The sequence below is a fragment of the Natrononativus sp. DTA114 genome, assembly GCF_059736515.1.
The window spans coordinates 168,189-191,645 of record NZ_JCASSN010000003.1 but is presented as its reverse complement, the minus strand read 5'-3'; the positions used below and the strand labels follow the sequence as shown (position 1 = coordinate 191,645).

The window sequence follows — 23,457 nt, the reverse complement described above, 5'->3', positions numbered from 1 at the left end:
TTGCGACGTCGCTCGTTCGGCACCCGCGTCGGTTGGCGAGACGAGCGAAACCGCGTCGCGCGCTTCGCGTCCTTTTTCCGCCTCGAGAGCCAACCGCGGGCCATGAGCGACGTACTGGCGGAGTTTCGTGCGGGGGAGCGACCCGACGACGTTGGACTCTATCTGGCGGACTCCTTCGTCGAGGACGACCGCCTCGAGCGCTTCGGCGAGCGCGTGGACGGCGGCGTGTTGATGGTCGTCGACGGCGAGAGCGGGCGCAACGCCTTCGAGGTGGCGACGGGGACCGAAGCGATGCAGTTCGCCGGGTCGGCGATGCAACGCGAGGGCGAGATCGACGGGGATCTCACCGGCGGCACCTGCCCCGACGCGGACGAGGCGGGCGACCACGAGGTACAGTTCGTCTTCGCGTTCGCCGAAGAGCAGAACGAGGAGGTGGGCGGCATCTACGAGGAGGGCGACGTGATCCACGCCTACGCCCAGTGTACCTGCGGAACGGCCTACTCGGATCGGTGGGTCGTGACTGAGCGCTAGAACCTGTCACACGGACACAACGCTGATGGTCGACGAGTTCGTTCTGCGCCGTAGACATCTCGATGGTCGACAAAGACGGCGTCCGCCGGGCGTACGACGAGATTGCAGCGAGCTACGCCGAACACCGATCGGGAGGCGGTCCCGGCGTCGCGGTTCTCGAACGGTTTCTCGAGTCGGTTCCCGAAACAGCCCGCGTTCTCGATGCGGGCTGTGGACAGGGAGCCCCGGTGCTGACAGGGCTGTCGAAGTCGACAGCGACCGCGGTCGGTCTCGATTTCTCGGGCGAACAGCTCCGGCTGGCGACGGAGAGCGCACCCAGGGCCGAACTCGCTCAGGGCGACATGACGTCGCTCCCGTTCGAGGACGGCGCGTTCGACGCGGTCGTCGCCTCCTGGTCGCTGATACACGTCCCCCTCGAGGGCCACCGGGCGGTGATCGACGAGTTCGCTCGCGTGGTGAAGCCTGGCGGACGCCTTCTGGTCTGTGAGGGAACGAACGAGTGGTGCGGCGAGAATCCCGACTGGCTCGATACCGGCGTCCGAATGCAGTGGAACATCGCCGGTGCGGAGACGACCCACGAGCAGTTGCTGGAGGCGGGGTTCACCGTCGAGGACCGGTGGGGAATCCCCGAGGAACTCGAGTCGGACCCGAGCGACGTCGACCTCGACGACCTGGACGACGAGGAGCAGCCGTGGACGTTCTTCGCGGCCCGACTCGAGTCCTGACCGCGAACGCGGTCCGCGCTCTCGCCGCGCTCGACCGACAAGCAGGTTTTTCCCCCTCTGTGGGGTAGCCCAGCCCAATGAGTTCCTTCGAGACCCCACAGGAGACCGGACGTGGATTCGGCCTCTCGAGTCGCGAGGCGAAGGTGATCGGCGGCGCGAGTGCCCTGATGGCGATCAACGTCGCGCTGATGTACGTCTTCGTCGTCACGCCGCTCGCGACGGTCAACAGCTACCTGTTCGCGTTTCCGATCGTCGGCGTTCTGATCTACGGTGCGGCGATCATGGCCGGCGAACTGATCGCCGAACGCGGCGTCGAGACCGGCGACATGGGCATCGCCTTCGTCGGCATGGTGATCCTCCAGCTCGCGTTCGGAATCTTCGGCGCGGGAGTGCTCTCGTTTGCGACGCGGGAGAGCCAGCCGTTCATCCTCGGCGTGACCGCGATCGTGGTCGCCCTGCTCACTGCCCTGATTTCGGGGTACGTCTACGCCCGATCGATCACCTTCGAACACTGGGGACGGTTCGCGAACTATTCGTTCGTCGGCGGGATCGTCGCGATCGCAATCGGGACGTTCTTTACCCCGGTTTTGTTCGTCGGCTTTTTGTTCATCTTCCTCGGTTTCATGCTCCGACTCGGGTGGGAGATCTGGAAGGTCCGCGACCACAGAAACGCCTCCGTCGCCCTCCAGACGATCGGCGTCTACATCGCCGTGGCCGGCGTGTTCGTCCACGTCCTTCAGCTCGTGATGCGGGCGCTTGCACGACGGTAGCGCGACGGTCTCGTTTCGGTAGTCGCCGCGCTCGAGCCGACGTCTCACAACGTGAGTAGGTCAGAAATATGTATAAATCCCTAACCCACCGTTCACCGTTGTTCCGTGCATGTCCCCGCGTACACGGCGATTACTCCTGCTGTTCGGAGTCGTTGCGTTAGTGGCGGTTGCAGGGTGTGCAGACGATCTGGGTGGCCCAGATAACAGCGTCGAAGAGGAAGGCGGCGAACTCGAGGAAACTCCGCAAGCCGACGACACTGCAAACGACTCGAGCGAGGAGGACGAGACGGACGATACTGACGGTGAGACAGCGAACGATTCTGACGATGGGACAGCAAACGATACCGGCGATGATGCCGACGACGATTCGGCCATCGTCATAAACAACACCGACGACACGGACGACGATTCGGACGATAGCGTGAGTGATGACGGCGGGGCCGCAGGCGACGATAGCGGGTCCGAAAGCGGCAATGACGGAGCCGCAAGTGACGACGGAGCTGACAGCGATGATAGCTCCGGTTCGGATAGCGCTGGCGACGGAAGTGACGACGGCAATGGTGATGACGGAGCTGGCGATGGTGACCAGAGCGACGAGGCCGACGACGAGCCGACCGAACCCGATCAGTCGCTGCTGACGCTCACCGTCGTCGACGAGGACGACGAGCCGATCGAGGGCGTCGACGTCTACGGTCTGGGCGAGGAACACGAGGCGGACATCCCGCTCGTGTTCGAGGGCGAAACCGACGAGGACGGCCAGTACACCGACGTCATCTACGAGAACGAGTACACGGTCGACCTCGACCACGAGGCGTACAACGCGACGACGTTCGAGCACAGCCACGACGGCGAACTCGAGGTGACGGTCACGCTCGAGTCCGAGGGCGAGGAAACGGGCGAACTCGAGTTCGAGGTGCTTGAGTCCCAGTGGGGCGGCGGAGCTGAGGGCGCCGTGATCGAAGGCGAACGCGAGGAGCCAGGCGAGGACGGCGAGCCGATCACGTTCACCACCGAGGCCGACAGCGGCGGGATGGCGTCCGTCGACGTGCCCTACGGCACGTACGACGTGGAGATAAGCGGCGGCGGCTACGAGTCGACCGAGGGCCAGGTCGAACACCGGGACTACAGCGACGACGAAATCGAGCCGGTTCCCGAACTGTTCGAGGTCAACCCCATTCCGCCGGAGTACGACATCACCGTGACCGTCGTCGACGAGGACGGCGAGCCGATCGAGGGCGTCGATATCGAGGGTATCAGCCAGCCCATCTACGCCGAGCAGAACGACACGTTCGAGGTGACAGGGGTCAACGGCTCGACGACGATCACCACTCTCGGCGAGAGTACGGTGACGCTGAACGTGACTCCCACCGAAACCGACCACGAGTCCGAAACCGTCGAGATGAGCCTCCGTCAGGACGAAGAGATCACGGTCGAACTCGAGTCCAGCGAGGACGACTGAGCGGTCGCGGTTCGCTTCGGGAGGATCGGTTCCTGTTTTCGATCGGTACACAGCGAGAGAGTCCGCCGCTGACGGCGGTGAAGATGGTATCCGCGGATAACTCCGATGCGAGCGGGGCTACGCTGCGTCGTCGTTTTCGCTCGCCGGCTCCGCGACCACCGTCTGGAACGCCTCGAGGATCACCTGCTTCGTCACCGCGCCGCGGGTGGTCCAGTGGTGGGCGTAGTCGAGCATATCGTCGTAGATGTCGGGTTTACAGCCCGCGGCCTTGGGGTGGCCGCCGCCGTTGACCAGCCCCGCGACTTCGTGACAGCGGTCGAATTCGTCGGTGCCGCGAATGGAGGCGCTGCCGGCGGGTTTGACGACCACGGAGGCGTCGGCCCCCTGCTCGCGCATCGCTTCGGCGACCTCGTTCTGCGAACAGCGCCCGTAGGTGATCCCGACGGTGTACTCGCCGACGTCGCGAAGCTCCGCCCGCGACACCGCCTGCTCGATCAGCGCGTTCTTCTCGATCCGGCGCTCCTCGAGGAACGCCTCGACCCACTCCGGGAGGTCCGCGCCGTACTCGCGGACGACTTCGACGTACTCGGCGGGGTCGGTCCAGTAGGCGTAATCCGCGAGGTCGTCGCTACGGGGATCTTCGCGCAGCCAGAGGTCGTGGTCGCGGGTGACCGCGGCGAGGTCGCCATACTTGTCGTCGAACTCGTACTCGAGCGAGCGGTAGACGACGTCCGCAGTGCACTCCTCGTCCGAGTCGCCGACGACGAGGTCGACGCCCGCCTCGCGGACCGCCGCGGCGACGTCGTCGTCCCACTGGTGGTGGTCGTACCACGCGACGGAGTCGGCGACCTCGAGCGCGGCCGCGAGTTCGTCCTCGACGTACGAAAAGCGGTCGGGACAGAGATCACAGACGTAGAGATCGATTCCGTCCTCGCCGAACTCGGCAACGCGCTCGATGGCGTCCTCGAGGTCGTGCGGGCTCGCGGGGAGCAACGCGACACGGTGCGGGGTCGGCTCGGGGTCCTCGAGCGCCGCGTCCTCGCCGTCGTCATCGGCGGAGGCGACCTCCTCGGTGTCGCCTTCGCTGGGCTTGGGAACGGCCCGCACGTCGTCGTACGCCTCGCGGAGCAACGCGACGCAGGCCAGTCCGTCGGCGTCGGTGTCGGCGACGACGGCGGCCTCGGCGCCCTCGAGGGCCGCCGCCGCTTCCTGATCTTCGAGATCCTCCTCGACCGTATCGGGCAGGAAGAAGCCGGTCCCCGGCAGAACGGACTTGCGGGCGACCGGAAGGTCGGTACTCGAGATGAGATCCTCGTACATACCCTTCCTGCGTAGCGCGCCGGCAAGTAACCGCCGGTCGAACGCCGGGATTCAGACCGCCGCGGCGCTCTCGTCCGTCTGCAGTTGGCGAACCGTCAGGACGGGAACCGGCGACGTGCGAACGACCCGTTCGGCGACGCTGCCGAGCAGGAGGCGGTTCTCGCCGTGGCGGCCGCGAGTGCCGGTGACGATCAGGTCGGCGCCGTGTTCGCGGGCGTACTCACAGATTTCGGGCGCGGGGCGGCCCTCCCGGACGGCCGTCGTGATACCGGGACCCGCCCGGTCCTCGACGGTGGCGAGGGCGGCGTCGGCGTGGGTCTCGAGGGCGACGCGCAGTTCCTCGCGGAGCTGTTCGGGCGAGGCGTCGACTTCGCCGGCGTCGACGACCGAGAGCGCGTGGACGTCGGCGTCGAACCGGGCGGCCAGGTCGAGTGCGACGTCGATCGCCCGGCGGACGCTCTGGGAGCCGTCGGTCGCGACGACGATCGTATCGAACATGCGCTGAATTGACCGCGTGGGGGTATAAATTCTCACGGATCCGGAAGCCGGGGCCCGCACCGCCGGGTCGGTTTCGAAGCCGGCGCTGAAAGGGCCTCGAGTGCACCATCGGGGGGTGGATTTTTCACGTCCGCCCGCACATCACCCCCTATGGACGCCAGTGACTCCGTCGATACCGTTCTCGCCCCGGTCGACGGAAGCGAAGAGTCCGCCGTCGCCGCCGAGTACGCCGTCACCGTCGCAGACCGCTACGACGCCTCGTTGCACGTGCTGTTCGTCCTCGGCCGCGGCATCATCGAAGGGATGAACGCCGGCACCGTCGACGAAGACGAGGTCGCCGAAAGCTCGAAACAGTTCCTCGACGACGTCGCGGCGCTTGCCGACGACTACGACGTCCCGCTCTCGACGGCCGTCGCCCACGGCTTCTCCCCGCAACGAAAGACCCGCCACCCCGGCAGCGTCGTCCTCGACGCCGCCGACACCGCCGGCGCGGACTTCATCGTCATCCCGCGCGAACCGATGACCGACCCGACCGCCGAGGTGCTCGAGAAGGCCGCCGAGTACGTCCTCTCCTATGCGAGCCAGCCGGTGTTGTCGGTATGAGTCCGCGAGGGGTGCGGGTCGAGAAATGACGGCCGACGACGCGAGTGACTCCGAGGACGAGGTGGTGCGGGCGCTGAAAGCCCAGCTGTTCGATCTCCCCACAGTGTTGCGGTTCAGCGCCATCGCCCTGGTGCTGGTGGGGTTCCTGGGAGCGCTCGAGACGGGCGTCTCGCCCGTCGGTGCGGACTCGACGTTCAGCCTACTCTTCTATCTCGGTATCGTCTGCGCGGTGGTGTCGATCTATCTGGCGATGTACCGACAGCGGCCCGGCGAAACCGTCGACACGGACGGAGACGCCTGAACGGACGCTTTCGCCGAAACCGGCTACTGGCCGGCTGCGAGGGTCTGGAGGTACTGATTCTCGACGACCGCAGTTCCGTCGGTCGCGCGGTTGTACCGGCTGAACACCTCCCTGAGATCGTCCAGGAGGCGCTCCGTTTCGGCCGAATCGAGTGTTTCCAGCGCTGTGATCGTCGGGCCGAAGTGGGTGGTGAACACCTCGACTGCGTGGTCGACCGACCGATAGTACTGGAGCGCCGTCCGGCGTTCGCTCTCGAGCGCCCGATTCTCCGAGCCGAGTAACGCCTCGAGTCCGTCCTCCGTCCCCCATCGAAGGGGCGATTCGACGCCGGGCGGCGGGGGAACGTACCGGGCGTGTGCGGCGAACCAGTCCCCGCTCCAGCCATCGGGGACCGGACTCGCCAGACCGATCGTGCCGCCGGGCTTGCAAACCCGCTGCAGTTCGCTCGCCGCCCGCTCCTGGTCGGGTGCGAACTGCACCCCGTACACCGAGAGGACGGCGTCGAAGCTGTCGTCGGGAAACGGCAGGTCCTGGGCATCGCCGACGCGAAAGTCGATGTCGAAGCCGACGGCGCTCGCTCGCATCTCGGCGCGCTCGATCAGCGCCGGCACGTAGTCGAGCCCCGCCACGTCGCAGTATCGTCTCGCCGCGACGAGCGCCGCAGTGCCGCTCCCGCAGGCCACGTCCAGTACGCGTTCGCCCGGGTGCGGATCGACGGCGTCGCAAAGCGCCTCCGCCATGACGACGTTCTGCCGGGCGATCTCGTTGAAATCGCCCGTCGACCAGGTTTCCTGCTGCCGCCTGGTGACCTCACCGTGGTCGGCTGGCTGTGTATCGTTGGTCATTGTACTCACGGAATCGTGTGCTCGAGGCCCACATCGACCGGGAAACACCGAACGCGACGAGTCGCAGCTCTCCTCTGCTTCGAGGCCGGCGGACGCTCGATTCCCCCTTCGTGCCCGGGTGTGATAGATCTTGACACAAAACGGCGGACAGCTACCGAGGTTCTCGGGTACGGGGCAGTACGCGACACCTCGTACCCTGCAAGTTCGACTGGCCGGTGTCGACGGCTCGATCCGCCTACTCGAGTCGGATCGACATCTCCTGTTCGAAGCTCTCGGCGCCGGAGATCTCGAAGCCGACCCGCTCGTAGAGGGCGATCGCGGGACCGTTCCAGCGCTCGACGGTGAGCCAGACGTGCTCGATGCCCCGGTCGCTGGCGTGGCCGAGCAGCGTCTCGAGGAGCTGGGTACCGATGCCGGCCTGCTGGTAGGCCTGGAGGACGAAGATCGCGAGTTCCCACTCGATCTCGCCCAGGTCCTCGACCGACGCGGGGTCGTCGGTGTCCGGAACCAGGGTCGCGTGGCCGACGACGGTTCCGGACGCTTCGTCGCGGGCGACGACGTTGACCCCGTCGGCCAGAATGGGCTCGAGCCACTCCCGGATGCGCCCCTCGCCGGTCGGTGGAATTCCCTGTGCGCGGTCGGCGGGGTCGAACTGGACGTACATCCCGGCGAGATCGCCGGCGCCCGTAGCCTGGGAGTCCGCGAGCACTTCGATCTCGATCGACCGACCCTCTGCGTCCTCGAAGCCGATCGGCGGTGCCGGAAACGGCCCCGAGCACTCGTCGGGGTAGACGCGCGTTCCGGGCATGGTTATCGGATCAGCTTGACGGTCGTCGTCGCGTTCAACAGGACGAACTCGGTGATCCCCCCGAGTCGGATCTTCCCCATCGGGCTTTCGGTTCCCCCGCCGATCACGAGTTGGTCGAACTGCCCGCCCTCTGCGAAGTCGACTAGCGCGCTGCCGGGGTCGCCCGCGAGCTGTGTCACCTCGGCATCGATCCCGGCCTCCGAGAGGAGTTTCTCCGCCTGGTGGGCCATCTCCTCCGGTGTGCGATCGGCCTCGGGTTTCTCGATAACGGCGACGGTGAGATCGTCGCCCGCCTCGCGCGTCCGATCGATCGTTCGGCGGAGCGCCTTCATCGACTCGTCGCTGCCGCCGAGTCCCAGCAACACGTTCATACCCCCTCTGGGTACCGCCGGCGGAAAATGATTGCGCCGGTTCGACCGCTCGAGCGGGTAGCGAACCGCGGATGAACGCCGCCGGGTGACGAACTCGCACACGTCCGGTGGGACGACGGGATTAAGGCCGAGCAGTTGCTACATTCGAAGAATGAGTAACTCGGCGCTCGACGTCGTGGAGTTCCTGCTCACGACGAGCGTCTATTCGGACGATCGATCGCTGGACGAAAACGACCTTCCGCCGACCGTTCGACGGGTCTTCTGGACCGGCGCCTCGAGCGACGACGACGGCGACGAGAGCGGTGACGACGGCCAGAGCGGTGACGACGGCCAGAGCGGTGGCTCCCGCAGGCGGCGCCACCGCGGTGGAATCCACCGGCCGCTGTCGGCGACGAACTCGACGGCGCGGGCGGCGACGGGCGTCGATCGCCCGTGGAACGCCGTCTCGGAGCTCATGTTCACCGACAGGGACGAGTTCTCCGGAACCATCTCGCTTACCCAGCAGGAGCTGGCCGAGCGATGGTTCCTCGAGCGCGCCGGCGACGAGCGGCTGCTCGAGAATCCGACACTCGCGAAACACTTCGAGGACCGCGAGGGCGTGGGCGTCGACTACGAGGAAGCCAGGGAGCGCAACCGCCCCATCCAGGCCGACCGGGTCTGGATCGACGGCCTGCTCGAGGAGTACTTCGACGGCGAGGACGACGAGGAGATGCTCGACCTGGTCGACGTGCGCGCTCCCGAGGAGGTCGACATCTCGCTCGACGATATCGTGCTGACGCCGGGCCAGGAGGCCGAGATCGAGAAGATCGCGAAGGCGATCGAACACCGCGACTACCTCGCCCAGATCGGCCTGCGCGAGATCGGCAAACTGCTGTTCGTCGGCCCGCCGGGGACCGGGAAGACGTCCACGGCCCAGGCGCTGGCACGGGACATGGACCTCCCGTTCGTCGAGGTCAAACTGTCGATGATCACCTCCCAGTATCTAGGCGAAACCGCCAAGAACGTCGACAAGACGTTCGAGGTCGCGAAGCGACTCTCGCCGTGTATCCTCTTCATCGACGAGTTCGACTTCGTCGCCAAAACGCGCCGGAGCGACGAGCACGCCGCGCTCAAGCGCGCGGTGAACACGCTGCTCAAGGCCGTCGACAACATCTCGCTGATCCAGGACGACGTGCTCCTGATCGGCGCGACCAACCACCCCGATCAGCTAGACGCCGCCGCCTGGCGGCGGTTCGACGAGATCGTCAACTTCCCCAAACCCGACTCGGGGATGCGCGCGGACATCCTCGAGGTGATCACCCGCGCGATGGACATCGACGAGTTCGACCCCTACGCCATCGCCGAGGCCACCGAAGGGCTCACCGGCAGCGACCTCCGGATGGTCATGCGGGAGGCAGTGCTCGAGGCGCTCACCGAAAATAGGCGCGTCCTGACCCAGGACGACCTGCTCGAGGCCGTTGCCGACTTCGAGGAGCGGGACAACCTGAAGAACATGGACATGATCGAGGGCGACCACGACGCGCTGGTCGCGGGCGGCGACCTCGGGAAGGCCAGCGACGGCGGTCACAGCCACGACCACTCACACGACCACGATCACTGAGCCGACTCGACTCGAGAGCGTCGGCACGGCTGGGCGGTGAGGCTCCACCGATCCCTCTATTTTCGATCGGTAACGGGCACCGAGGACGGAGAGCCGATCGAGGATTCCGACTGGGTCACCGAACTTCCCGAGAACGTCTTCGAACGGGCACTCGCGAAATGGGTGCTACACCGAGAGTGCGTTCTCGGGTAGAGACGTAGCTCGTCCACCGGCCGGGGCTCGAGCTACGGCTCGTACCGGGAGACGTCGTCGACGCGCGGCGCGCCGACCGCGAGCACCGTCGCGCTCTCGTCTGCGCCCTCCGGAACGAACGCCCGGTGTGGATTTCCGGGTTCGACCGCGAAGAACTGACCCTCGTCGACGGCGAACGTTTCGTCCGGAGTTTCGACGCGGATCGCCCCGCTCGAGACGAAGAACGCCTCCTCCTGATCCTCGTGGGCGTGGTACATGAGCGGAATCTGCGCTCCCGGTGGTGCGTCGAACACGTTCACGCCGACGTTTTCGAACGCCACGGCGTCGCTGATCGAGCGGCATTCGCGACCGTTGGCCGCCATCGGTTCGATGTCATCGGGATCGACGACGTGATATCCCATACTCGATGGGCGCGTCTCCCGCCGCATAATCGTACTGGCCGCGAGATCGCAGCCGGGAGTTACTGGTAGAAGTAGCCCGCCGAGGAGACGACGTCGTTGCCGTCGTCGTCCTCGATCTTCTCTAAGGCGTTCTCGAAGTCCGTCTGCTCGACCGTCGTGCGGTCGTTGCGGATGGCGAACATCCCCGCTTCGGTAGTGACGCTCTCGATTTCGGCGCCGGAGTAGCCGTCGGTTTCGTCGGCCAGGGCGTCGAAGCTGACAGCGTCGTCGACGCTCATCCCGCGGGTGTGGATCTGGAAGATCTGCTCGCGGCCGTCGCGGTCGGGTTCGGGCACCTCGATGAGGCGGTCGAACCGGCCGGGTCGGAGGATGGCCCGGTCGAGCATGTCGAAACGGTTCGTGGCGGCGATGATGCGGATCTCGCCGCGGGCTTCGAAGCCGTCCATCTCGCTCAGGAGTTGCATCATCGTTCGCTGGACCTCGGCGTCCCCGCTGGTTTTCGACTCCGTTCGCGTGGCCGCGATGGCGTCGATCTCGTCGATGAAGATGATGGCGGGTTCGCGCTCACGGGCCATCTCGAAGAGATCCCGCACCAGTCGGGAGCCCTCGCCGATGAACTTACGGACGAGTTCCGAGCCGGCCATCTTGATGAAGGTGGCGTCGGTCTGGTTGGCGACGGCCTTGGCCAGCATCGTCTTGCCGGTTCCGGGCGGCCCGTAGAGCAACACGCCGCTCGGGGGTTCGATACCGACGTCTTCGAACAGTTCGGGCTGGGCTAGGGGCTGTTCGACGGCCTCGCGGACCTCGCGGACCTGCTCGTCGATGCCGCCGATGTCGGTGTAGTCGACCTGCGGGCGCTCGGTGATCTCCATCGTCTGCGCGCGAGCGTCGGTCTCGGCGGTGAGCAACTTCTGGATGCCGAAGGAGTCGTTGACCGCGACGCGGTCGCCCGCGTCGAGACGGTCGGCCATCCGCGGGGAGACCTCCGTGAGGACCTCCTGGTTGTTGCCGTGTTGTTTGACGATGACCTCGCCGTCGATCATGTCCTCGACGGTCGCGATGTACAGCGAGGAACTCTTGAGGCACTCGTTTTCTCGCTCGATACGGTCGACTTTCTCCTGGAGGCGTGTGCGGCGTTCCCGGGCGGACTCGAGTTGCTGTGAGAGCTGCGTGTGAACGTCAGTGATGTCCGAGAAGTGATCACGTAACGCCTCGAGCCGCTGTTCACCCGTGAGATCCGGATCGATCTCACGGCGGGGCCGGTCGGGAAGAGACGGGCTTCGAGACATCTGCTGTACGCCGATTAGATGTCCACGATAAATGTGCCTTTGGGTTGCGGTCGTCTCTATCGTCACCCCTGTAACGGGCAGTTACCCGATGCAGAGTGGCCGTACAGCAAAAAAGAGGGCTACCCCAGCAGCGCCTCGAGCTCTTCGAGACGGTCGCCGTAGGTCGCGAGCGCGCGGTCGATCGGCGCCGAGGTGCTCATGTCGATGCCGGCGATCCGGAGCAACTCGAGGGGGTACTCTCGCGAGCCCCGGCGCAGGAACTCCAGGTAGTCCTCCGCAGCATCGGCGCCGTTTGCGAGGACGTCCTCGGAGATGGCGAGCGCAGCGGAGATGCCGGTCGCGTACTGGTAGACGTAGAAGGCCCGATAGAAGTGCGGGATGCGCATCCATTCGCGGGCGATCCGATCGTCGGCGTTCGCCGGCTCGTAGTAGGCCGACTTCAGATCGTGGTAGAGTTCGTCGAGACGGTCGGCGGTGAGCGGCTCGCCCGCCTCCTCGAGTTCGTGCGCCTCGTGCTCGAACTCCGCGAACAGCGTCTGGCGGTAGAGCGTCGAGCGCACGCGCTCGGCGAACTCGTTGAGCACCGCCTTACGGAGGGCGGGCTCTTCGACGGTCTCGAGGAGGTGGTTCGTCAGCAGCGCCTCGTTGACGGTGCTGGCGACCTCGGCGACGAAGATCTCGTAGCCGGAGTAGACGTACGGCTGGCTCTCCGTCGCGAGTTCGGAGTGCATCGAGTGGCCGAGTTCGTGAGCCAGCGTGTACATCGAGGAGACGTCGTCCTGGTAGTTCATCAGGATGAACGGCTGGGTGTCGTAGGTGCCCCCGGAGTACGCGCCGGCGCGCTTGCCCTCGTTCTCGTAGACGTCGACCCACCGCGACTCGAGGCCCTCCGCGACGCGGGACTGGTACTCCTCGCCCAGCGGGGCGACGGCCTCGACGACGTACTTGGCGGCGTCGTCGTACTCGATCTCGGGGCCCTCGTCGCCGGTCAGCGGCATGTAGAGGTCCCACATCTCGAGTTCGTCGACGCCGAGGGCGTCCCGCTTGAGTTCGGCGTGCGTGTGGAGGTGCTCGAGGTTATCGTTGACGCTCTCGACGAGGGTATCGTAGACTGACACCGGCACGTTCGGGCCGTCGAGGGCGGCCTCGCGGGCGGTATCGTAGTTGCGCGCCTGAGCCAGCTTCACGTCGGCCTTGACGCTGTTCTTGTACGTCGAGGCGACCGTGTTGCGCATCGACTCCCACTCGTCGAAGTAGCCCTCGTAGACCCGCTGGCGGAACTCGCGGTCGGTGCGCTTGAGCAGGTTCGTGAGGTTGCTCTGGGTGATCTCGACGGGCTCTCCGTCGGGGTCCTCGACAGTGGGGAACGTCATGTCCGCGTTCGAGAGCATGTTGTAGACGTCGCCGGTTGCCCCCGTGACTTCGCCCAGATCCGCGAGCAGCGCCTCGACCTCCGCCGAGCGGGTGTGAGGTTTCATCCGCAATACGTCGTCGACGTAGTGGTCGTACAGCTCGAGATCCGGCGCCTCCTCGACCATCTCGTCGAACTCCCCGCGGGTCAGCGTCTGGAGTTCGGGATCGATGAAGGAGGCCGCCGACTGGGCGTCCGCCGCGAGCGACTGCGCGCGGGCGCTCATCGCCTGGTACTCCTGGTTCGTCGTGTCCTCGTCGCTTCGCATCCGGGCGTAGGAGGCGACCATCGACACCTCGCGCATCAGCTGGTCGCGCAACTCGAGGATCGTCAGCAGCGTCTCGCCGTCGTCCGTCGCCTGGCCCTCGTAGGCAGCGAGGTCCTCGATCCGCTCTGTGGTCTCCTCGTAGGCGGCCTCCCAGTCCTCGTCGGTCGCGTAGATGCTCTCGAGATCCCAGGTGTACTGTTCGTCAATCTCGGAGCGGTCCGGAACGGAACTCATAGCCGCCGTTTCGGAACGTAGCTGGTAAAGGTTGCCGAACCGGCGCGATGCGGGCAGACCTGAGCGCTTTTCTCCCCGCCGTGTGAGGGTGAGACATGCACGAGTCTACGGAGACGACTGGCGGCGGGGAGACCCTCGAGCGCGCGCTCGGGGCCGCATGGCACGACGACCGAGCCTGGGACCTGCTCACCGAACTGACCCAGCTCGAGAGCCGGATGGGCGGCTCGCCGGGCGAGCGCCGGGCCGCAGAGTTCGTCCGGGAAGCGTTCGCCGACGCGGGGGTACGGGAGCCGACGCTCGAGGAGTTCTCGATGAGCCACTGGGAGCGCGGCACCACCGAGTTCGCCGTCACCGAACCCGTCGAACGCTCCTTCGAGGCGATCGCGCTCCCCTACAGCGCCGCGGGCGACGTGGAGGGGCCGCTGGTCGACGTCGGCTACGGCACCCCCGAAGAGATCGAAGAGGCGGGCGAGGCGGTGCGGGGAGCGATCGTCGTCGCGAGCACCACGACGCCGCCAGGCCAGCGGTTCGTCCACCGGATGGAGAAGTTCGGCCACGCCGCCGCGGCGGGCGCGGAGGCGTTCGTCTTCGCGAACCACGTCCCCGGGCAGCTTCCACCCACGGGCTCGCTGAAGTTCGACGGGGAGGCCGCGATGCCCGGCGTCGGCGTCAGCGCCGAAACCCACGACTGGCTCACCGAGTACGCCGAACAGGGCGGCCGCGCCCGCCTGCGCGTCGACGCGACGACGGAAGCGGGCTCGAGCCAGAACGTCGTCGGGAGCCTCGGCCCCGACACCGCCGACGAAATCGTCGTCCTCGCGCACTACGACGGCCACGACATCGCCGAAGGTGCGCTGGACAACGGCTGCGGAATCGCCACGGTGGCCGGGGCCGCCGCGATTCTTTCGGCGGTCGAGGACGACCTCGAGTGCCGGGTCCGGGTCGCCGGCGTCGGCTGCGAGGAGGTCGGTCTGATGGGTGCCGCCGCGCTCGCCGCGGAGAGCGACCTCGAGTCCGTCCGCGCCGTGGTCAACGTCGACGGCGCGGGGCGGTTCCGGAACCTGCAGGCGTACAGCCACAGCGCCGGCGAACTCGAGACGCTGGCGAGCGAGGTGACCCAGGAGTTCGGCCAGCCGGTGGTCCACGAACTCGACCCCCACCCCTTCAGCGACCACTGGCCGTTCCTCCGGGAGGGTGTCCCGTCGCTGCAACTCCACAGCGAACCCCCGGCGGGCGGCGAGCGCGGCCGCGGCTGGGGACACACGGCGGCGGACACTCGAGACAAGGTCGACCCCCGAAACCTGCGCGAGCACGCGATGCTCACCGCGCTGCTGGTCCGAGAGCTAAGCGGGCGCGACGTCCCGCGGATCGACGGCGACGAACTGCGCGAGGCGTTCGAGGAACAGGATTACGAGCCGGGAATGCGGGCCTCTGAGATCTGGCCTGAGGCCTGGGAGTAACGAGCCACGGAAGAGCCCAGTATCGGAGACGACGCTGTGAAAGACGAGGCGCGACTGTGGTACGAACCGAGGGGCGATCAACGCGGAATGCGAAATACTCTGTCAAAGTAAATTACATGTTAGTCCAGTGTAAAGAAGCGCGGTACTCTCTCGTCCTCTCAGCGCCACTTTTCGTGCAGTTCTACTGCTGTGCGAAACGCAATCTCTTCATCGTCATCGCCCTCGGCGACGTTTCTGTGTAACGCAAACCCCTCGACGTTCGCATCACGAAACACGACTGTGGGGTACATGTCGGTTCTAATGAAGCCGTTAGAGCCAACGCGGTGTGGTTCGATCTCGTTTTCAGCTTGCTTGTGATATTCTTTATCCGAGTCCATCGAGTCTTTCGCGTCTTCAACGGATTCAAATATTTCGACGCCAACGCCGATCCATTCGTCATCTCGTCTGAAATACCGCCGTACCTCCGTCTCAAACTCCTCTTCCTTATCGAGATTCCAGTCGTCTCCCGGTAACTCCTCACGTTCGAGCAGGAGGTCCGCAGGTTCAGCGTCAATTGGATTGGCGTCGTCTCCCTCGGTTGCATGCTCCCGAGTAGAGGAAGCGGTACACCCGCTCCCGAGAAGCGAGCACAGACCTGCGAGAGACGCAAGGAGTGGGCGGCGGTTCATATAATCAATATCTCGACAGGTCCTAAATATCTTGTGTCAACACTCTATTCGCAGACTCTGTTCCGGGTAGTTCGGTGCGGATCACGGGAGATCATCGCCGATTTTCTGCGGCGACGGCGGCCCGAACGACTCGAGCGACCCCGAGCGTCGCGAGAAAGGTTCCCGCCAGCGTGAGTCCCACGAAAAAGAGGAGTCCGAACCCCGTCGCGGCCGGTTCGGGGTGGGCGATCATCGGCGTAGCGAGTCGGTAACCGCCGAGGACCACGAGCAACCCCGCGGCGATGCGAGCCGACGCCCGCCAGTAGGTGCCGTACTCCTCCGGAGAGAGTTCCATGGCGACGACTGTGCAGTCAGCCTACAAAAACGCTGTTACCGCCCCTCGAGTTCGTCGGCGAGGGTTTCGGCAACGACCAGCGAGATTCCCTCCGAAACGTATCGAAAGCCGAGGAGGACGCCGAGCAGCCCGATTACAACCCCGACGATAGCACCCTCGAGGCCGTAGCTGTCGTACAGGAGTCCGGCGACGAGCCACGGCGTTGCGGCCGCGATCGCGCCGCCGGTCATGAGCGCCGCGGCGTCCCAGAACGTGTTCGTCTCGACCATACCGGACGAACTCGAGGGGTCGCCGAAAACATTCCGAAATTGATCTGTTTGAGACGACCGACTCACCGAACCCCGTCTCGGAGCTGTCCGGCGACTCGAGCCCCGGTCGCCCGCTCGAGTCGACGCTCCTCGAACACCTCGCGCGCGCTTGCGGCGGCCGCCTCGTCGACGCGAAACGCGGGGTCCGGATACTCGACGTGCGCCAGAACGAGCGGCTCCGGGGGCGCCGGGGCGACCCCCTCGTGGCCCGGCAGCGGGTCGGACTCGAGGACGCGGTCGATCTTCGCGGGCGGTTCCGCGCCCGCGCCGACGTCCCGAGCCAGCGAGACGAGTCGGCGAACGAGTTCGCGCGAAAAGCCCGGTGCCGAAACGGTGACGACGAGGTAGTCGCCGTCGCGGGCCGCCTCGAGACTCGGCTCTCGCTCGGTGTTGCGGTCGTCCGGCGTGAGGTTGTGAAAGTCGTGGGGGCCGGAGAGCGCCTCGAGGGCTTCACGAAAACGGTCGTCGTCGACGGGACCGGCTTCGGCGGCAGCCGGTTTCGTCCCCGTACGTGGCGCGTAGAGGTGGTAGACGTACTCCCGACGCAGTGCGTGGTGGGTCGCGTGAAAGTCGTCGGGGGCGTCGGCCGCCGCCCACGCGCGGATTTCGGCGGGGAGTTCGGCGTTCAGCGCCCGCGGGGTGAGCCAGTCGGGGGCCTCGAGGCCGATGGTCTGGGCGAGTGCGGAGACGCCGGCGTCGGTTCGGCCCGCCGCGGCGTACCCGACGGGGCGGTGGGCGTCCGGAGCGAGTACCTCGAGTCGACGGAGGGCGTCGAAGATCGCGTCCTCGACGGTGGGGACGTCGGGCTGGCGCTGGTAGCCGTAGTAGCTCGAGCCGTCGTAGGCGATCCGAAACGCGCGCCGGGGCATCGTTTCGACGCAGGCGGTGACGGGTGTTATACCGTTCGCTGTTTCCTCGAGCGCCACACCGCTCGAGTTCGAATTTGTGACGGACTCTCCGACCCCCTGTACGGCCTGCATACTCCGGGGGTGTGGCCTTCCCCACGAACGGTGGATGTGGGGCTATGACGGAGACAACCGAGCGTGATCCCGACCCCCATGATACCGTGCGGAACGTGGTGTTCGTCGTCCTCGATACGGCACGGGCGACGAGCGTCGATCGGCGGACGATGCCGACGCTCACCGCCCTCGCCGACGAAGGGACGGCGTTCGACCGCGCGTTCGCGACCGCACCCTGGACGCTCCCCTCTCACGCATCGATCTTCACCGGCACCTACCCCACCGAACACGGCACCCACGGCGGCCACACCTTTCTGAACGACTCCCTGCGGACGCTGCCGGAGGCGTTCGCCGACGCCGGCTACGAAACCGTCGGCGTCTCGAACAACACCTGGATCACCGAGGAGTTCGGGTTCGACCGCGGATTCGATGAACTGCGACGGGGTTGGCAGTACATCCAGTCTGACACCGACATGGGAACCGTCGTCCGGGGCGAGGATTTACGGGAGAAGCTCGAGGCCGCCCGCGACCGGCTGTTCGACGGAAACCCCGTGGTCAACGCGGCCAACGTCCTCTACAGCGAACTCCTCCAGCCGGCGGGCGACGACGGCGCCGACCGGACGACCGGCTGGGTGCGCGACTGGCTCACGGCTCGCACCAGTGAGCGGCCGTTTTTCCTGTTCTGTAACTACATCGAACCCCACGTCCAGTACGATCCACCACAGGCGTATGCAGACCGGTTCCTCCCCGAGGGCGCGAGCTACGAGGAGGCAATCTCGATCCGCCAGGACCCCCGTGCGTACGACGTCGGCGACTACGAGGTCACCGACCGGGAGTTCGCGCTCCTCCGGGGCCTGTACCAGGCCGAGCTCGCCTACGTCGACGACCAGATAAAGCGCCTGCGAGTCGCCCTCGAGGACGCCGGCGAGTGGGAGGACACCCTGCTGGTGGTCTGTGGCGACCACGGCGAACACGTCGGCGAACACGGCTTCTTCGGCCACCAGTACAACCTGTACGACACCCTCCTCCACGTGCCGCTGGTGCTCCACGGCGGCCCGTTTACCGGCGGCGGCCGACGGAACGACCTCGCCCAGTTGCTCGACCTCCCCGACACGCTACTCGAGGCGGCCGGCGTCAGCGACCACGAACTCGCCGCACAGAGCCACGGCCGGTCGCTGTGTCCGGGTTCGACGGCCGAGTCACGGGACGCCGTCTTCGCCGAGTACGTCTCCCCGCAGCCCTCGATCGAGCGCCTCGAGGCGCGCTTCGGCGAGATTCCCGACCGGGTCCGGGCGTTCGACCGCCGGCTCCGCGCGATCCGCACGGACGAGTACAAGTACGTCGTCGGCGACGACGGCTTCGAACGGCTCCACCGCCTCGTGACCGATCCCCGGGAACGGGTCGACGTCTCGAGCGAGGAACCCGATCGGGCGGCCGAACTGGCGGCCAGGCTGGAGGGGCAGTTCGAGGGGCTCGAGGCCGCCGACGGCGCGGAGACGGTGTCGATGCGCGACTCGACGAAGGAGCGATTGGCGGATCTCGGGTATCTGTAGGGTCGGCCGCCGTAGACTCGTTCAGTGCTCGAAACGATCGATCCGACTCCACGGGGTCCGGATCAGTGCTGAACGGGAAACGCGATTTCGGTCGTCGCCTTGTACTCGGTTATTTCGCCGTCCTCGACGTTTGCGGTCCAGTTTTCGACCCTGATTCCCGAAATGTCGTCGACCGTCTGACTGGCCTCGCGGAACGCTTCGTGAGCCGCTTCTTCCCACGATTCTTCCGACGTTCCCATTACGCGAATTACTTTGACTGCCGTCATAGCACCTGTCGTACACTAGATCCGTTCTTAGTCCTTTTTCACGGCCGGCTGTCGATCAGGTGCAACGACAGGTCCGGTCAACGGTCGCCGACTCGAGCGCGTGGTCTGACGACCTACGGGCGAGGAAACGAGCCTGCGGACGAGGAAGTTCGTGGAGACTCACTCGAGCGTCTTCGGCACCCACTTCCGGTTCGGATCGTCGGTGTCGTTCATCCACGCCACCAGCCGGTCGGCCATCTCGCGGCGAATCCCCTCGTACTCGGGGTGGTCGATCAGGTTGTGGAGTTCGGCGGGATCGGCCTCGAGGTCGTACAGTTCGTTGATATCCGGGCCGTTGTAGACGAACTTGTACCGCTCGGTGCGGACCATCCGCTGGCTGTAGAGGCCGAACTCCTCGCCGTGGTACTGGGCGAACGTCGAGTCGGGCCACTCCTCCGGGCTGCCCCCCTCGAGCAGCGGAACCAGGCTCCGCGCGTCGACGGAGTCCGGGATCGAGACGTCGGCCATCTCGAGGAACGTCGGCGCGAGGTCGTGGAGGTGGACGGGGGCGTCGCAGGTCGTTCCGGGCTCGACGACGCCCGGCCAGCGAACCTGCAAGGGGATGTGGTAGGTCTCATCGTACATCAGCGGCCCCTTGTTGAACTGGCGGTGACTCCCGGTGAAGTCGCCGTGATCCGAGGCGTGGACGACCGCGGTTTCGTCGGCGAGGCCGAGTTCCTCGAGGGCCTCGAGGATCTGGCCGAACTGGTCGTCGATCAGGCTGACGAACCCCCAGTACTTCGCGACGGCCTCGGCCCAGGTGTCCCAGTCGAAGTCGGCCACCCCGCGGTAGGAGAGGAACTGCTCGTGGACCGCCGGCTTGCCGTCGTAGGTTTCGGCGTACGTCTCCCAGGGCTCGATTTCGGCGGGGTCGTACATCGAGGCGTAGGGCTCGGGGACGACGTAGGGGTGGTGCGGGCCGTAGAAGTCCGCCCGGTGGAAAAAGGGCGTCTCGGGGTCAGGGCGGTCGCCCTCGGCGTGAGCCTCGAGGGCGTCGATCGTCCGTTCTGCGAGGAAGTACGCCCGTGTCGCCTCGACGCTAACGGGGGTTTTCGCGGCGACGAGCGTTCCCTCCTCGGGGTCGTCGTGGGTGTAGATCGCGTTCTCGAGGTCCGCCTCCACCGGTTCGCCCAGTTCCTCGCGGTACTCGCGAAAGGCGGTGTCGATGTCGTCGTGGTGCTTGTCGCTGCCGCCGAGGTACTCGAAGCCGAAGTCCTCGGGGACCTGGTCGCGGCCGACGTGCCACTTGCCGGTGTAGGTGAGGTCGTAGCCGGCGTCGGCCAGACGTTCCGAAAAGGTCGGCAGCCCCGGCGGGAGGTTCGCCTGGATCGCGTCCTCCTCGTGGCAGTTGTTCAACATCCCGTGATTGTGGGGAAACTGCCCGGTCAGCAGCGACGCCCGCGCGCTCGTACAGATGCTGATCGGGGTGGAGGCGGCCGTAAAGCGCATCCCCGCACTCGAGAGTCGATCGAACGCCGGCGTCTCGACGGGCGGCCCGTCGGGTGCGGTGCAGTCGTACCGTTCCTGATCGGTGAGCACGAGCAGGACGTTCGGGCGGGAGTCTCCCATCGTCGGTCGTACGGTCGCTCGCCGGTTAACGTTGCGCGTGGCGACCGTTCCACTCGCCCGGTTCGACTCGGACGCGGTCGCCGTCGACGACGGTCACGACGTGGTCGTGGACCGGGAACGAGACGGATCCCGCTCGCACCCCGGCGGAACGGGACGGCGCGAACAGCGATTCGAGCGCTTCGGGGTCGACGCGGTCGTACAGCGGTTCGACCTCGAGCGGATCACAGTCCGCAACCGTCGCGACAGCGTCGACGACCACGCAGATCAGCGAGTCGTCGCGGCCCGGATCGTACCGGGTTTCGTACCTGTCGTCATCTGCCGAGTCAGCGTCGTCTAACTGTTCGGTAGCGGCCTTCGGCTGGGATGGTCGCTCCGGGCCAGCGTCCGGCGTGAGTTCGGACGGTTCCTCGCCGCCATCGAACGGGGGCCGCGGGCTCTCCCGTTCGCCTCCGTTGCCGCTATCGGCCATCAGCGCACCACCCTGAGGAGGGGACCAAACACCTGGTTGCACTTCCACGAAACTCGAGAGGGGGAGTTCGTCATAAACGTACATACTGTATGAGAGCGGATCATGTGACGGTAGCGCGTCTACATAGAACGGATTCAAACGATGCCGCCGGCGTATCCGCTGGCAATCACGGGGGGTCGAGGTCGGCGGCGACCGTGCTACCGACCAGCCGCGAGAGGCCACGGCGGATACGCCGGGAGATCGCACGCTGACTCACGCCGAACTCCGTCGCGAGTTCGGTCTGGGTCACGCCCTGTGGCTCCTCGAAGTAGCCCCGGTCGTACGCGAGCCGGATCGTCTCCCGCTGGTTGTCGGTCAGCGGATAGCCGTCATCGAGTGCAGTTTCGCTGGGCGTATAGATCCGGTTGAGTTCGACCGGAACGTCGTGTTCGTGGCAGTAGCGCTGGAACGAGCGGGCCTGCTCGCGCTCGCCGAACCGGAGTTCGAACCGCCAGCCGTCGACCGTGCCGCGTCCGTTGAGGATCGTCGCGCCGATGCGGGTGATGCCGCGGACGAACCCCTCGACCTCGCTGTTCCACTGCGCCCGGTAAAGGTGATCGTCGGCGGCCTCCGAGATCAGTTCGAGCGATAGCACCGCCGCCCGCTCGAGGAGTCGTCGCTCGAACGCCTCGAAATCGTGGCAGTTCCGGACCCAGAAGAACGGGAGAACGCCCTCCTCGGTCGGGACGATCCGCTCGAGTTCGATGCGGACGGAGGGCTCCGCCTCGATCGCCATGCCAAGGGGGAACTCGACGAGTGGAAGGCGAAAGTCGGCGATCGTTGCCATACGGGCGCTACCACAGCGCCTTATAAAAAGGACCCGCGTTCCACGGTCCCGCGTTACTCGTCGAAGTCGTCGGAGGTCGGCTGCTCGGCGTCGCCGGGGAACTCGGACACCGGCACCTGGACCTGCTCGCCGCTTTCCATCTCCTTTATCGTCACCTCGTCGTTCTCGAGGTCGCGTTCGCCGACGATCACCGTCGTCTCGGCGTTGATCGAGTCGGCGTACTCGAGCTGGGCGCCGAAGGAGCGTCCGGCGACATCCGTCTCGACGACGTGGCCGCGTTCGCGCAACTCGCGGGTGATCCGCGCGGCCTCCGCCCGCGTGTCGCCGACCGAGAGCACGTAGTAGTCGGTCGTCACGGCCTCTTCGGGCCAGACGTCCGCCCGCTGGCACAGTAGCGAGAGGGTGGCGTACCCCGGCGCGACGCCCACCGCGGGCGTGGGCTGGCCGCCGTAGCTCTCGATGAGGTCGTCGTAGCGGCCGCCGCCAAAGATCGACCGGGAGACCTCGCCGGTCGAATCGAAGCACTCGAAGACGATACCGGTGTAGTAGTCGAGCCCGCGAGCGGTCTCGAGTGAGATCGTACAGTACTCCCGCGCGCCGAAGTCCTCCGCGGCGGCGAGGACGTTCTCGAGGTTCTCGACGGCCGCCGTGACTCGCTCGGTGTCGGCGAACGCCTCGACGGCCTCGAGGTCGCCGGTCGCGATCAGGTCGTCGAACTCGGCCGCCTGGTCGGCGGAGAGTCCCGCGTCGGTCAGCAGGCCGTGGTACTCCGCGGTCTCGAGCTTCTCGGATTTGTCGACGGCCCGGATCGCGGCCTCGGTGTCGACGTCGGCGTCGTAGCTCTCGAGGACGCCCCCCAGGAGGTCGCGGTGGGAGACCCGGAACTCGAAGTGTTCGCCGGTGAGGCCCAGATTGGTGAGCGCGTCGGCCGCCCACGCCAGGATTTCGGCGTCGGCCTCGGGTTCCGAAGAGCCGAAGATGTCGACGTTGGTTTGGTAGAACTCGCGCTGGCGGCCCTGCTGGACCTGCTCGTAGCGCCAGAACGGTCGGGTCGAGAACCACTTGATCGGCTTCGAGAGCGCCTGCTGTTTGGCGACGACCATCCGTGCGACTGTGGGGGTGAGCTCGGGAGTGAGGGTAACGTGGCGGCCGCCTTTGTCCTCGAAGGCGTACAGCTCCTCGACGATGTCGTCGCCGCTCTTGTCCGTCCACATCTCCGCTCGCTCCAGGGCGGGGGTGCCGATTTCGCGGAAGCCGTAGCTTCGGGCGGTGTCCTCCAGCGTATCGACTGTGGCCCGCCGCGCGGCCATCTCGCCGGGGTAGAAGTCGCGAAAGCCCTTGATCCGGTCGTACATGGGCCCCCATTGGGTCACGTCGCAC

General features: G+C 66.3%; 26 protein-coding genes. 9 read left to right on the top strand and 17 right to left on the bottom strand.

Annotation, left to right across the window (positions count from 1 at the left end; all coding sequences use genetic code 11):
- Positions 1–102 precede the first annotated feature (102 nt).
- The 4 genes from AC6I6S_RS10920 to AC6I6S_RS10905 all read left to right on the top strand — a co-directional run bounded on the left by AC6I6S_RS10920 (position 103) and on the right by AC6I6S_RS10905 (position 3,485).
- Positions 103–531 carry a DUF5807 family protein gene (locus AC6I6S_RS10920; protein WP_497950089.1) on the top strand — a complete coding sequence of 143 codons (429 nt, stop codon included), beginning with the start codon at positions 103–105 and terminating at the stop codon, positions 529–531.
- Between the two features lie 62 nt (positions 532–593).
- A complete protein-coding gene (locus AC6I6S_RS10915; protein WP_497950087.1) occupies positions 594–1,256 on the top strand; it encodes a class I SAM-dependent methyltransferase in 663 nt (220 codons plus the stop codon).
- Between the two features lie 77 nt (positions 1,257–1,333).
- Positions 1,334–2,026, top strand: coding sequence for a hypothetical protein (locus tag AC6I6S_RS10910; protein WP_497950086.1), 693 nt, complete (start codon positions 1,334–1,336; stop codon positions 2,024–2,026).
- Between the two features lie 109 nt (positions 2,027–2,135).
- Entirely contained in the window at positions 2,136–3,485 is a 1,350-nt protein-coding gene (locus AC6I6S_RS10905) for a hypothetical protein (protein WP_497950085.1), read from the top strand.
- Positions 3,486–3,602: 117 nt separating this feature from the next.
- Here the strand turns inward: AC6I6S_RS10905 and AC6I6S_RS10900 are convergent, their stop codons facing one another.
- The gene (locus tag AC6I6S_RS10900) at positions 3,603–4,805 is read right to left on the bottom strand and encodes a DHH family phosphoesterase (protein ID WP_497950084.1); all 1,203 of its coding nucleotides are present in this window, start codon (positions 4,803–4,805) and stop codon (positions 3,603–3,605) included.
- 51 nt (positions 4,806–4,856) lie between these two features.
- Positions 4,857–5,303, bottom strand: coding sequence for a universal stress protein (locus AC6I6S_RS10895; RefSeq protein ID WP_497950083.1), 447 nt, complete (start codon positions 5,301–5,303; stop codon positions 4,857–4,859).
- Between the two features lie 150 nt (positions 5,304–5,453).
- On the opposite strand from AC6I6S_RS10895, the gene AC6I6S_RS10890 reads away from it, so the two are divergent.
- The gene (locus AC6I6S_RS10890) at positions 5,454–5,906 is read left to right on the top strand and encodes a universal stress protein (protein WP_497950081.1); all 453 of its coding nucleotides are present in this window, start codon (positions 5,454–5,456) and stop codon (positions 5,904–5,906) included.
- A gap of 25 nt (positions 5,907–5,931) precedes the next feature.
- Positions 5,932–6,207: a hypothetical protein gene (locus tag AC6I6S_RS10885; protein WP_497950080.1), complete on the top strand. Its 276-nt coding sequence runs from the start codon at positions 5,932–5,934 to the stop codon at positions 6,205–6,207.
- Between the two features lie 23 nt (positions 6,208–6,230).
- Here the strand turns inward: AC6I6S_RS10885 and AC6I6S_RS10880 are convergent, their stop codons facing one another.
- The 3 genes from AC6I6S_RS10880 to AC6I6S_RS10870 form a co-directional block, all read right to left on the bottom strand.
- Positions 6,231–7,052: a class I SAM-dependent methyltransferase gene (locus AC6I6S_RS10880; protein ID WP_497950079.1), complete on the bottom strand. Its 822-nt coding sequence runs from the start codon at positions 7,050–7,052 to the stop codon at positions 6,231–6,233.
- Between the two features lie 235 nt (positions 7,053–7,287).
- Complete coding sequence (locus tag AC6I6S_RS10875; RefSeq protein ID WP_497950077.1) at positions 7,288–7,860, bottom strand: GNAT family N-acetyltransferase; 573 nt, start codon at positions 7,858–7,860, stop codon at positions 7,288–7,290.
- 2 nt (positions 7,861–7,862) lie between these two features.
- Positions 7,863–8,231: a universal stress protein gene (locus AC6I6S_RS10870; protein WP_497950076.1), complete on the bottom strand. Its 369-nt coding sequence runs from the start codon at positions 8,229–8,231 to the stop codon at positions 7,863–7,865.
- Positions 8,232–8,382: 151 nt separating this feature from the next.
- On the opposite strand from AC6I6S_RS10870, the gene AC6I6S_RS10865 reads away from it, so the two are divergent.
- Entirely contained in the window at positions 8,383–9,831 is a 1,449-nt protein-coding gene (locus AC6I6S_RS10865) for an ATP-binding protein (protein ID WP_497950074.1), read from the top strand.
- 224 nt (positions 9,832–10,055) lie between these two features.
- Here the strand turns inward: AC6I6S_RS10865 and AC6I6S_RS10860 are convergent, their stop codons facing one another.
- The 3 genes from AC6I6S_RS10860 to pepF form a co-directional block, all read right to left on the bottom strand.
- Positions 10,056–10,424, bottom strand: coding sequence for a cupin domain-containing protein (locus AC6I6S_RS10860; RefSeq protein ID WP_497950073.1), 369 nt, complete (start codon positions 10,422–10,424; stop codon positions 10,056–10,058).
- A gap of 59 nt (positions 10,425–10,483) precedes the next feature.
- Positions 10,484–11,713, bottom strand: coding sequence for a proteasome-activating nucleotidase Pan2 (pan2, locus tag AC6I6S_RS10855; protein ID WP_497950071.1), 1,230 nt, complete (start codon positions 11,711–11,713; stop codon positions 10,484–10,486).
- A 119-nt stretch (positions 11,714–11,832) separates the two neighbouring features.
- The gene (pepF, locus tag AC6I6S_RS10850; RefSeq protein ID WP_497950070.1) at positions 11,833–13,626 is read right to left on the bottom strand and encodes an oligoendopeptidase F; all 1,794 of its coding nucleotides are present in this window, start codon (positions 13,624–13,626) and stop codon (positions 11,833–11,835) included.
- A 95-nt stretch (positions 13,627–13,721) separates the two neighbouring features.
- Here pepF and AC6I6S_RS10845 point away from each other — a divergent pair, with 95 nt between their 5' ends.
- Positions 13,722–15,086 carry a M28 family peptidase gene (locus tag AC6I6S_RS10845; RefSeq protein ID WP_497950069.1) on the top strand — a complete coding sequence of 455 codons (1,365 nt, stop codon included), beginning with the start codon at positions 13,722–13,724 and terminating at the stop codon, positions 15,084–15,086.
- A gap of 158 nt (positions 15,087–15,244) precedes the next feature.
- Here the strand turns inward: AC6I6S_RS10845 and AC6I6S_RS10840 are convergent, their stop codons facing one another.
- The 4 genes from AC6I6S_RS10840 to truA form a co-directional block, all read right to left on the bottom strand.
- A complete protein-coding gene (locus tag AC6I6S_RS10840) occupies positions 15,245–15,754 on the bottom strand; it encodes a hypothetical protein (protein ID WP_497950068.1) in 510 nt (169 codons plus the stop codon).
- A 91-nt stretch (positions 15,755–15,845) separates the two neighbouring features.
- Positions 15,846–16,088 (bottom strand): hypothetical protein, encoded by a 243-nt coding sequence (locus AC6I6S_RS10835; protein ID WP_497950067.1) that lies wholly within the window; start codon positions 16,086–16,088, stop codon positions 15,846–15,848.
- Positions 16,089–16,123: 35 nt separating this feature from the next.
- Positions 16,124–16,357, bottom strand: a complete 234-nt coding sequence (locus AC6I6S_RS10830; RefSeq protein WP_497950065.1) for a hypothetical protein — start codon at positions 16,355–16,357, stop codon at positions 16,124–16,126.
- Positions 16,358–16,419: 62 nt separating this feature from the next.
- A complete protein-coding gene (gene truA / locus AC6I6S_RS10825) occupies positions 16,420–17,265 on the bottom strand; it encodes a tRNA pseudouridine(38-40) synthase TruA (protein ID WP_497950064.1) in 846 nt (281 codons plus the stop codon).
- 155 nt (positions 17,266–17,420) lie between these two features.
- Here truA and AC6I6S_RS10820 point away from each other — a divergent pair, with 155 nt between their 5' ends.
- Positions 17,421–18,908, top strand: a complete 1,488-nt coding sequence (locus tag AC6I6S_RS10820; protein WP_497950062.1) for a sulfatase — start codon at positions 17,421–17,423, stop codon at positions 18,906–18,908.
- A 62-nt stretch (positions 18,909–18,970) separates the two neighbouring features.
- Here the strand turns inward: AC6I6S_RS10820 and AC6I6S_RS10815 are convergent, their stop codons facing one another.
- The 5 genes from AC6I6S_RS10815 to hisS all read right to left on the bottom strand — a co-directional run bounded on the left by AC6I6S_RS10815 (position 18,971) and on the right by hisS (position 23,432).
- A complete protein-coding gene (locus AC6I6S_RS10815; RefSeq protein WP_497950061.1) occupies positions 18,971–19,174 on the bottom strand; it encodes a dodecin family protein in 204 nt (67 codons plus the stop codon).
- Positions 19,175–19,333: 159 nt separating this feature from the next.
- The gene (locus AC6I6S_RS10810; RefSeq protein WP_497950060.1) at positions 19,334–20,782 is read right to left on the bottom strand and encodes a sulfatase family protein; all 1,449 of its coding nucleotides are present in this window, start codon (positions 20,780–20,782) and stop codon (positions 19,334–19,336) included.
- Positions 20,783–20,807: 25 nt separating this feature from the next.
- On the bottom strand, positions 20,808–21,251 hold the full coding sequence (locus AC6I6S_RS10805; RefSeq protein ID WP_497950058.1) for a HalOD1 output domain-containing protein: 444 nt from the start codon (positions 21,249–21,251) through the stop codon (positions 20,808–20,810).
- Between the two features lie 166 nt (positions 21,252–21,417).
- Positions 21,418–22,077, bottom strand: coding sequence for a helix-turn-helix domain-containing protein (locus AC6I6S_RS10800; protein ID WP_497950057.1), 660 nt, complete (start codon positions 22,075–22,077; stop codon positions 21,418–21,420).
- Positions 22,078–22,130: 53 nt separating this feature from the next.
- A complete protein-coding gene (gene hisS / locus AC6I6S_RS10795) occupies positions 22,131–23,432 on the bottom strand; it encodes a histidine--tRNA ligase (RefSeq protein WP_497950056.1) in 1,302 nt (433 codons plus the stop codon).
- Positions 23,433–23,457: the final 25 nt, after the last annotated feature.

Excerpts from the sequence above, each read along its gene's own strand:
- AC6I6S_RS10815 (WP_497950061.1), bottom strand. The coding sequence starts at position 19,174 with ATGACGGCAGTCAAAGTAATTCGCGTAATGGGAACGTCGGAAGAATCG.
- AC6I6S_RS10800 (WP_497950057.1), bottom strand. The coding sequence starts at position 22,077 with ATGGCAACGATCGCCGACTTTCGCCTTCCACTCGTCGAGTTCCCCCTT.
- hisS (WP_497950056.1), bottom strand. The coding sequence starts at position 23,432 with ATGTACGACCGGATCAAGGGCTTTCGCGACTTCTACCCCGGCGAGATG.
- AC6I6S_RS10820 (WP_497950062.1), top strand. The coding sequence starts at position 17,421 with ATGACGGAGACAACCGAGCGTGATCCCGACCCCCATGATACCGTGCGG.
- AC6I6S_RS10845 (WP_497950069.1), top strand. The coding sequence starts at position 13,722 with ATGCACGAGTCTACGGAGACGACTGGCGGCGGGGAGACCCTCGAGCGC.
- AC6I6S_RS10870 (WP_497950076.1), bottom strand. The coding sequence starts at position 8,231 with ATGAACGTGTTGCTGGGACTCGGCGGCAGCGACGAGTCGATGAAGGCG.
- AC6I6S_RS10840 (WP_497950068.1), bottom strand. The coding sequence starts at position 15,754 with ATGAACCGCCGCCCACTCCTTGCGTCTCTCGCAGGTCTGTGCTCGCTT.
- AC6I6S_RS10905 (WP_497950085.1), top strand. The coding sequence starts at position 2,136 with ATGTCCCCGCGTACACGGCGATTACTCCTGCTGTTCGGAGTCGTTGCG.
- AC6I6S_RS10880 (WP_497950079.1), bottom strand. The coding sequence starts at position 7,052 with ATGACCAACGATACACAGCCAGCCGACCACGGTGAGGTCACCAGGCGG.
- AC6I6S_RS10860 (WP_497950073.1), bottom strand. The coding sequence starts at position 10,424 with ATGGGATATCACGTCGTCGATCCCGATGACATCGAACCGATGGCGGCC.
- AC6I6S_RS10875 (WP_497950077.1), bottom strand. The coding sequence starts at position 7,860 with ATGCCCGGAACGCGCGTCTACCCCGACGAGTGCTCGGGGCCGTTTCCG.
- AC6I6S_RS10810 (WP_497950060.1), bottom strand. The coding sequence starts at position 20,782 with ATGGGAGACTCCCGCCCGAACGTCCTGCTCGTGCTCACCGATCAGGAA.
- pan2 (WP_497950071.1), bottom strand. The coding sequence starts at position 11,713 with ATGTCTCGAAGCCCGTCTCTTCCCGACCGGCCCCGCCGTGAGATCGAT.
- truA (WP_497950064.1), bottom strand. The coding sequence starts at position 17,265 with ATGCCCCGGCGCGCGTTTCGGATCGCCTACGACGGCTCGAGCTACTAC.
- AC6I6S_RS10915 (WP_497950087.1), top strand. The coding sequence starts at position 594 with ATGGTCGACAAAGACGGCGTCCGCCGGGCGTACGACGAGATTGCAGCG.
- AC6I6S_RS10890 (WP_497950081.1), top strand. The coding sequence starts at position 5,454 with ATGGACGCCAGTGACTCCGTCGATACCGTTCTCGCCCCGGTCGACGGA.
- AC6I6S_RS10805 (WP_497950058.1), bottom strand. The coding sequence starts at position 21,251 with ATGGCCGATAGCGGCAACGGAGGCGAACGGGAGAGCCCGCGGCCCCCG.
- AC6I6S_RS10920 (WP_497950089.1), top strand. The coding sequence starts at position 103 with ATGAGCGACGTACTGGCGGAGTTTCGTGCGGGGGAGCGACCCGACGAC.
- AC6I6S_RS10910 (WP_497950086.1), top strand. The coding sequence starts at position 1,334 with ATGAGTTCCTTCGAGACCCCACAGGAGACCGGACGTGGATTCGGCCTC.
- AC6I6S_RS10885 (WP_497950080.1), top strand. The coding sequence starts at position 5,932 with ATGACGGCCGACGACGCGAGTGACTCCGAGGACGAGGTGGTGCGGGCG.
- AC6I6S_RS10830 (WP_497950065.1), bottom strand. The coding sequence starts at position 16,357 with ATGGTCGAGACGAACACGTTCTGGGACGCCGCGGCGCTCATGACCGGC.
- AC6I6S_RS10895 (WP_497950083.1), bottom strand. The coding sequence starts at position 5,303 with ATGTTCGATACGATCGTCGTCGCGACCGACGGCTCCCAGAGCGTCCGC.
- pepF (WP_497950070.1), bottom strand. The coding sequence starts at position 13,626 with ATGAGTTCCGTTCCGGACCGCTCCGAGATTGACGAACAGTACACCTGG.
- AC6I6S_RS10900 (WP_497950084.1), bottom strand. The coding sequence starts at position 4,805 with ATGTACGAGGATCTCATCTCGAGTACCGACCTTCCGGTCGCCCGCAAG.
- AC6I6S_RS10835 (WP_497950067.1), bottom strand. The coding sequence starts at position 16,088 with ATGGAACTCTCTCCGGAGGAGTACGGCACCTACTGGCGGGCGTCGGCT.
- AC6I6S_RS10865 (WP_497950074.1), top strand. The coding sequence starts at position 8,383 with ATGAGTAACTCGGCGCTCGACGTCGTGGAGTTCCTGCTCACGACGAGC.